The 7618-nt window shown below is 49.4% G+C and carries 5 protein-coding genes, 2 tRNA genes and 2 rRNA genes; all 9 read left to right on the top strand.

Annotated features, from left to right (window positions below; all coding sequences use genetic code 11):
- A 23S ribosomal RNA gene (locus tag QZ516_RS09555) occupies positions 1–330 on the top strand; the annotation flags it as partial.
- A gap of 147 nt (positions 331–477) precedes the next feature.
- Positions 478–593 (top strand): 5S ribosomal RNA (gene rrf, locus QZ516_RS09550).
- Positions 594–1159: 566 nt separating this feature from the next.
- Complete coding sequence (locus tag QZ516_RS09545; RefSeq protein WP_297188785.1) at positions 1160–3760, top strand: EAL domain-containing protein; 2601 nt, start codon at positions 1160–1162, stop codon at positions 3758–3760.
- A 222-nt stretch (positions 3761–3982) separates the two neighbouring features.
- A complete protein-coding gene (locus QZ516_RS09540) occupies positions 3983–4783 on the top strand; it encodes a sulfite exporter TauE/SafE family protein (RefSeq protein WP_297188783.1) in 801 nt (266 codons plus the stop codon).
- Positions 4784–4792: 9 nt separating this feature from the next.
- The gene (gene birA, locus QZ516_RS09535) at positions 4793–5761 is read left to right on the top strand and encodes a bifunctional biotin--[acetyl-CoA-carboxylase] ligase/biotin operon repressor BirA (protein WP_297188781.1); all 969 of its coding nucleotides are present in this window, start codon (positions 4793–4795) and stop codon (positions 5759–5761) included.
- The gene (locus QZ516_RS09530) at positions 5758–6474 is read left to right on the top strand and encodes a type III pantothenate kinase (protein ID WP_297188779.1); all 717 of its coding nucleotides are present in this window, start codon (positions 5758–5760) and stop codon (positions 6472–6474) included. Before birA ends, QZ516_RS09530 begins: the two co-directional genes overlap by 4 nt.
- A gap of 10 nt (positions 6475–6484) precedes the next feature.
- A complete protein-coding gene (locus QZ516_RS09525) occupies positions 6485–7231 on the top strand; it encodes an SPOR domain-containing protein (RefSeq protein WP_297188777.1) in 747 nt (248 codons plus the stop codon).
- Positions 7232–7380: 149 nt separating this feature from the next.
- Positions 7381–7456 (top strand) — tRNA-Thr (locus tag QZ516_RS09520).
- 67 nt (positions 7457–7523) lie between these two features.
- Positions 7524–7607: transfer RNA gene (locus tag QZ516_RS09515), tRNA-Tyr, on the top strand.
- The last annotated feature ends 11 nt before the right edge of the window (positions 7608–7618 follow it).

Here is a 7618-nt window from a genome sequence, read left to right as displayed (position 1 = left end):
CGAGCTGGGTTTAGAACGTCGTGAGACAGTTCGGTCCCTATCTGCCGTGGGCGTTGGAGATTTGAGGAAAGCTGCTCCTAGTACGAGAGGACCGGAGTGGACGAACCTCTGGTGTTCGGGTTGTCACGCCAGTGGCATTGCCCGGTAGCTACGTTCGGACAGGATAACCGCTGAAAGCATCTAAGCGGGAAGCCCCTTCCAAGATTAGATCTCCCTGGGACCTTGAGTCCCCTAAAGGGCCGTTGAAGACTACGACGTTGATAGGCTGGGTGTGGAAGCGCTGCGAAGCGTTGAGCTAACCAGTACTAATTGCCCGTGAGGCTTGACCATATAATAGAAATGATTGCATTACGGACATGTGTCCCAAGAATCACTCGCTGCTTTAACATTTTTATCGACTTAATTTGAGTGCAACGCAATAGTTGTCCTGTTGGCCATGTTTGGCTGCTGTGACCGCTTTGTACTCTAGCCAGTTTTCCTGACGACAATAGCAAGCGTGAACCACCTGATCCCTTCCCGAACTCAGAAGTGAAACCGCTTAGCGCCGATGGTAGTGTGGGGTCTCCCCATGTGAGAGTAGGTCATCGTCAGGTTCTATCCCAAGGCCCAATCGTTAATTCGGTTGGGCCTTTTTTTATTTTTAATCTAGTCGGGTTGGTGAGGCCGGTGGCCTGGGTGCAAACAGCACCAGTTGATGCCTCCCTGGTGCCCTTATTCTCGACTAACTGTAATAGCTACTTTTTTGCCCGCTGTTAAACCGGTATGAAAACGGTTGGGCTTGTGCCAAAACGCGGCACTTCTCACTCGTCAGAAGATGGTGTTTGTATGTTTCTGTCCTCTATCGGCCGATGGCATGGCGAAGCTGAGAGGGGCGGGTGGTGGGGTAATTATGTTCCGTTTTTACCGCGTAGCGCAAAGACCCAATAATCTTTGGACTATGGCCTGAATGCAATTAACTAATGGGGTTGGCATAGATTAATTTCAGTTTAATTTGTCGGTTTGGTAAAGTTATTTTAGCCCGCTATTGCACACATTAAATTAACAATATATCTTCATTTAAGACGTTTTATATGCTTAAAAATATGCGTCAATATAATTAAAATTTTTTCAAGTCTGCAGTGCAGTCATTTTTATTCTGTTTGATTATGGGAGTGGGACGGTGGATAGCTTTTATGAGAACCACAAACCTGAACATTCAGAATCGATACTTTCTTTTTTGGCAGTTCTTCACGATCCAATGATAGCCATTAAAGAAAATGGCAAAATCGTACAGGTGAATAAGAAAGCTCAGGAATTATTCGGTTATCATCGAAACGAATTTCTTAAAATGACTGTTGAAGACCTGCTACCTTCAAGTCTGCGTCAACTATACAGCCGCTTCAGAGAAATATTTATAAAAAAACCTTCTCCCGGCCCCATGGGGAAATCCCGCAGGCAATACTCCCTGTTCAATAGAATGGGCGAGAAAATATATGTCGAAGTATTTCTGAGTCCGATAATAGGGCCAGAAGGGAATATCACAATCGCAACCATACGTGACGTTACCTCGGAGACGGTTGGTCGAAGAGCGCTGATAAACGTTATGAAGGAAAGCTTCTCAAAGACTCGACAGGATTTCTTCGATTCATTGGCTCTTCTACTTGCTCGGGATTTGAAAGCCCAGTGGATTACAATTGGGAAACTGACTGCCACTAAAGATGCTATCCAGACCATTAGTTTTCTGTCCAATGGCCAACACGTTGATGGCATTTGTTACCCGCTAGCTGGCACGCCTTGCAGTGCGACGATTAAAAACGATGACCATCTAATTCTTGATCAGCTTCAGCAGGCATATCCGAACAACCCGTTGCTGGCGGAACAGGATGGGGGCGCTCATGCGTACGTTGGTGTCTGCCTGTATTCATCTTCGGGCGAGGTTCTTGGCCTGATCAACGTACTTTACGATGCTCCAATAGATCCCCCCGAAGGAGAGCTGACACGGCATCTCCTGAGGATCATCGCCCTTCGAGCTGCCCCGGAAATTGAAATACTCAGTAATCAGGAAAGCCTGAGTAAACTGTCTGCAGTGGTAGAGTCCAGTCCAAATGCGGTTGTAATAACAGACAGGGAAACCAGGATTGAATACGTAAATCCGCGATACTGTGAAATGAGTGGTTATATTCAGGAAGAGCTTATCGGTCAAAAAATGAATATCAACAGCTCGGGCAATACACCTAAAAAAACCTACAACTCGTTGTGGAGTAAAATTGGGGTCGGTGATCAGTGGCAGGGTGAATTAGAAAATTCGAGGAAAGACGGTAGTACTTACTGGGCAAGAAGTCAGATATTTCCAATTAAAGACCAAGACGGCTGTATTATTAATTACGTGGGTATACAGGAAGATATTTCAAAAGCCAGGGCACTAACCAAGCAGTTAAAATACGAAGCATCGCATGACCACTTAACAGGCCTCACGAACCGCAAGGCATTTGAATTAAAACTTGATCAGGCTGTATACGCAGCCAAACAAAATGGATCCGTTCACTCGTTATGTTTCATAGACCTTGATCATTTCAAGGTCTTGAACGACACCAGTGGGCACTTGGCAGGAGACCTGTTGCTCAAGGGTATAGGAAAAGTTTTGAAGGAGGGAATCCGTGCCAACGACGTTGCAGCCCGCCTGGGTGGAGATGAATTCGGTCTGATTCTATTTGACTGCGACTCGAGGCATGCAGACAAAATAGTGTCCAATATATTAAATAGCATACAGAAGTTGGAGTTTGTCTGGGATGATAAGTCCTATGTGGTTGGTGCCAGCATCGGTATTGTGGAAGTATCTGGACACGAACATGATTCAACAGAGTTGCTCAAACAGGTTGACGTGGCATGTTATAGCGCAAAAGAGCAGGGAAAAAACAGAATCCATTTTTATCATGAAGGCACTCAAGGTGTATCCCGGCACAGAACTGAAGTTGACTGGGTGCCGAAGATTAATGCCGCATTGGCTGATGATCTATTCAGGATTTATCTACAGCCTATTGTCCCGTTAAAACGGTATTCGGGAAAAAGAAAAAGGGAGGTCTGTCATTTCGAGGTATTGATTCGGCTCTCTGATGCCGTAACGGGTGAAATAATTTCACCTGCCCGTTTCCTACCTTCTGTCGAGCGGTTCAATCAATCTGCAAGACTGGATCGTTATGTGATTAACAAGGTCTTCGACTGGATCAAGTGTAACCCGGAACGAATTCAACAAATCGGTGGGTTTAGTATCAATCTGTCAGGTGCGTCTATTGCTGATCGATCGCTGCTCGATTTCATTATTGCCGAACTTGAGAATGAATCTATAGCCCCTGGAAAAATCAAGTTTGAAATCACTGAAACCGCCACCATTAGGAATATTGCCGAAGCCTGCTATTTCATGACGTCCATACGAGCAACAGGTGCACAAGTTGTTTTGGATGATTTTGGCAGTGGTTTTTCATCGTTTCCTTACCTGAAATCCTTGCCCATCGATATGTTGAAAATAGATGGCTCAATGGTCAAAGACATAGCCAAGGATAAGGCCAGTTACACGATGGTCAAGATGATCAATGATCTGGCGCATGCCTTGGGGTTCCAAACGGTGGCGGAGTACGTTGAGAGCAAGGCTATTCTGGACATTCTTATAGAGATTGGTGTCGACTATGCCCAGGGCTATGAACTTGCCCGCCCCGCGCCTTTGGAAGAGGTTTTGCGCGAACAATTCCCGAATGATTCAGAGAGCATCCCAGGCCAGGTTTAAACCACTGGATTGCACGTGCACTTGCAGCTGGAACTCAAAAGTGAAAACGCTTTTGCGGTTAGGCCTTTTCCTGCAGTAAAAAAGGGTTTTTATCTAGCCCTTCTCAAAAAAGTCTCCTGAAAACCGGTCGTGTATAACTGCTAACTTATTCATATTAATGTTTGTCTCTCTCATTTTTTATTTCGGGCATAATGCTGAGCAGTCTGATATGCAGGAGTTGGCGTGGATATTTACCTGTTGTACCTTTGTCTCGGTGCCGCCGCAGGTCTGATCAGTGGGCTGTTTGGTCTGGGGGGCGGTGTTGTTATCGTTCCTATTCTTATTTTCACGTTCACAGCCCAGGGTATGCCTCAGGCGGTGCTGACGCATCTGGCTATAGGCACATCGCTGGCCACCATCGTGGTGACGTCGGTGAGTTCCATCTCCTCCCACCACAAACACGGTGCCATCCTGTGGTCGCTTGCCGGGTGGTTGACGCCCGGTATTTGTATTGGCGCTGCACTGGGTGCTGTTTTTGCGGTCAGTATTTCTGGCACAGCACTGCAACTTGCCTTCGGTATCTTTCTTTGTCTCGTAGCATTGAAAATGGCATTTGCGCTCAGTCCTTCCGGTGGTTCCAATATGCCGGGTCGAGCAGGGCAGAGCATGGTGGGCACAGTGGTCGGTTTTGTCGCAAGCCTGTTCGGGATAGGTGGAGGCTCGCTGACGGTCCCGTATTTAACCTGGGTGCGAGTGCCGATGAAAAATGCCGTGGCTACCTCTGCTGCCTGCGGGCTGCCCATTGCGATTAGTGGGGCGCTGACATACTGGTGGCAGGGTGTTGGTGAACCGGATCTGCCGGACGGGGCAGTCGGGTTTATTTATCTCCCGGCATTTTTTGGAATCATTGTCGCCAGTACGATATTCGCGAGAGTCGGTGCGCGGCTCGCGCACCGACTGCCCGGTGAGATTCTTCGTCGCAGTTTTGCATTGTTATTGCTGATCATAGGTGTGCGGTTTATCTGGCGTAATCTCGGAGTTTGATGGGCGCACATGAATAGTTTGCTGAAAATACTTTGTGATGGCCATTTTCACTCGGGTGAGGAACTTGGCAGGCTGCTGGGTATTTCAAGAGCGGCGGTCTGGAAACAAATACAGAAAATCGAGCAAATGGGCCTTGATGTTAAATCCCACCGAGGTTGCGGCTACTGTCTTATGACAGAGCTGGAATTATTCGATAAAAATACACTGATCCACAGTCTTTCGCAGACTTCCGGGTCGCTTATCAAGGAATTGCGAATTGAGTCGTCTGTGTCCTCAACCAATGATCTGGTTCGGCATGCAGCTGAGCGGGGTGATGCCACCGGTCTGATCGTGCTTGCCGAACAGCAAACAGCAGGTCGTGGACGGCGGGGGAGGCAGTGGGTCAGCCCCTTTGGCAGGAACATTTATCTCTCTTTGGGTTGGGGGTTTGACGGTGGTGTGCAGGTACTCGAAGGTCTGAGTCTTGCGGTTGGCGTGGCCGTAAGGCGTGCGATCCAGTTCTGTGGTGTCGACGGGCTGATGTTCAAGTGGCCGAACGATTTATTCCTGGAAAACAAAAAGGTGGGCGGTATTTTGTTGGAGGTTCTGGGCGACCCCTCCGGCTTCTGCCAAGTGATTATCGGGGTCGGTGTCAATCTGGGTATGCCCGATAAAAACGGTAAACTTATCGATCAGCCGTGGACCGACATCCGCTCAATATCAGGGAAGCCGGTAAGTCGAAATGAGTTGGCGGTTGCCATCATTGAAGAAATGATCGCCTTGCTGGCAAATTTTCACGAGACTGGATTTGAACCCTATCGTGAAGAATGGCTGCAATCCGATATCAATGCCGACAGAAAGGTCAGCCTGCTGCTGATGAATAAAACGATTCAGGGTGTTGCCAGGGGCGTGGACGAGAGCGGGGCGTTGAAACTTGAGGTTGGCGACGAGATCAAGCTTTTCAGCGGTGGAGAAATCAGTGTCAGGAGCGCAGAATGATTGTCGACATTGATGCTGGAAATAGCCGGATCAAATGGCGAGTCATCAAGAATGGGGCGCCTGATTACAGGCCGCCGGTCACAGACATCAAAAGCCTGCTGAAGGCTGTTGAGGCAGAGGGGCCTCCCACTCGAATTCGTCTTTCCAGTGTGGGCAGCAGGGCTATCACCGAGGAGCTTGCGAAGCAGGCAGTCCAGTGGGGCAGTCAGTTGCAGCAGGCCAGAACCACCCGTGAGGCCGCAGGTGTGCACTGCGGTTATCTTGAGCCTTCCTCCATGGGGGTCGATCGCTGGCTGGCGCTATTGGCTGCGCGAGATCGGTTTAAGGGTGCCTGTGTCGTCGTGGATGCGGGTACTGCTATCACGGTGGATTTGCTCGATGGGCAAGGACGTCATCTCGGCGGTTACATCGTGCCCGGGTTTGCGCTGATCTATCAATCGCTTAATCTGGGAACCAGTAATATTCGGCTCGAGCCTGATTCGACTACGGATTGTTCCCCGGGGAAAACAACTGGTGAAGCGATAGGTCACGGCGCATATTTGATGATCAAGACGATGATTGAAGCATCCAGGGCAACGTTGCAGGCAAATACACAGCCTGTAAAAGTTATCGTCACTGGCGGCGACGGCCCGGTATTGATAGGCGCACTGGATGGAGGTTGCATTTATGTTCGCGATTTGGTGTTGGACGGTCTCGACGTCATGTTTCCATAGGCATTGACCAGTGCGCTGGCTGTTTTTTGTTTTGATTTTAATCAACCTCGTGGCGGGCTATTGGTTCTATAGCGCGGCCGCCTTTCGTGCGGGCCAGTTTGATGGCGTGCAAACCGGATCGGCGCATCAAGAGCGTGACAAACATGCCTCGCTCCTGTTGGTGGGGGAGGTGCCTGCTACGACTGAAGGGGCACCTGAACAGCAGCCGGTTCTGGATAATACCCATGCAGGCGCCGCTATTGGTGTCCTGTCGCTCGATAATGGCGGAGAACCCCCTCGTTGCCTGCTTATCGGTCCCCTGGTCGATATCAATCCCCGGGAACTCCATCAGCAGCTGTCACCCTACCGTTTTGGTGAAGAGCTTGTTTGGCGAACCACCACAATAAGCGAGGGTTATTGGTTGATTATCCCGCCTCTCGGCTCTCAAGCGGAAGCCAGCAAGATGCTAAAAGACTTGCGAAGCAAAGAGATTGATAGTTTTCTGATTGCCGAAGGTGAATACAGGAATGGGATCACCCTCGGGGTATTCAGTGATAAAAGCAATATGGAGCACTATCGGCGGGCGCTGGCAGATCAGGGGTACCCCGTGGTGATCGTTCCCCGTGCCAGCACGCGCGAGGAACTTTGGTTGCAGCTGCGTCAGTACCCGGACCAGCGGATACCGAAAGAGCTGATAGATGTCCTTGATCGGCAGGGTGAAAATACTGGACGACAGGTTGTCAATGGGGCTTGCGTGGGTTCGGACTTGGTTGAATAAGGCGATTTTAGATCCCCAGCAAGAGGGGCCGCTTCTGTGACGACAGGTTTAAAAGTGGAAAACAGTCGTCCAGATTGCGGCAATGGTTGATTATAGTGTCAACTTTCACTAGAATCGCGCTCCCGATTTAATAGCGGGGTTTTTATAGAGCTGGCGTAGCTCAGTTGGTAGAGCAGCTGACTTGTAATCAGCCGGTCGGGGGTTCGACTCCTCTCGCCAGCTCCAATTAGTTCAGTTTAGGCGATCTGTTTGACAGCCAAACTGGTGGCATGGACAATGTCCAGCCTTTTTCGCAGGGGTTCCCGAGCGGCCAAAGGGATCAGACTGTAAATCTGACGCGAAAGCTTCGGTGGTTCGAATCCACCCCCCTGCACCAGATTTTTAGGG

Source organism: uncultured Porticoccus sp. (assembly GCF_913061305.1).
Classification (GTDB): domain Bacteria; phylum Pseudomonadota; class Gammaproteobacteria; order Pseudomonadales; family Porticoccaceae; genus Porticoccus.
This window is presented reverse-complemented; position numbering and strand designations above follow the sequence as displayed.

Bases quoted from the DNA above. Each gene is read 5' to 3' on its own strand.
- birA (WP_297188781.1), top strand. From the start codon at position 4,793: ATGAATAGTTTGCTGAAAATACTTTGTGATGGCCATTTTCACTCGGGT.
- QZ516_RS09530 (WP_297188779.1), top strand. From the start codon at position 5,758: ATGATTGTCGACATTGATGCTGGAAATAGCCGGATCAAATGGCGAGTC.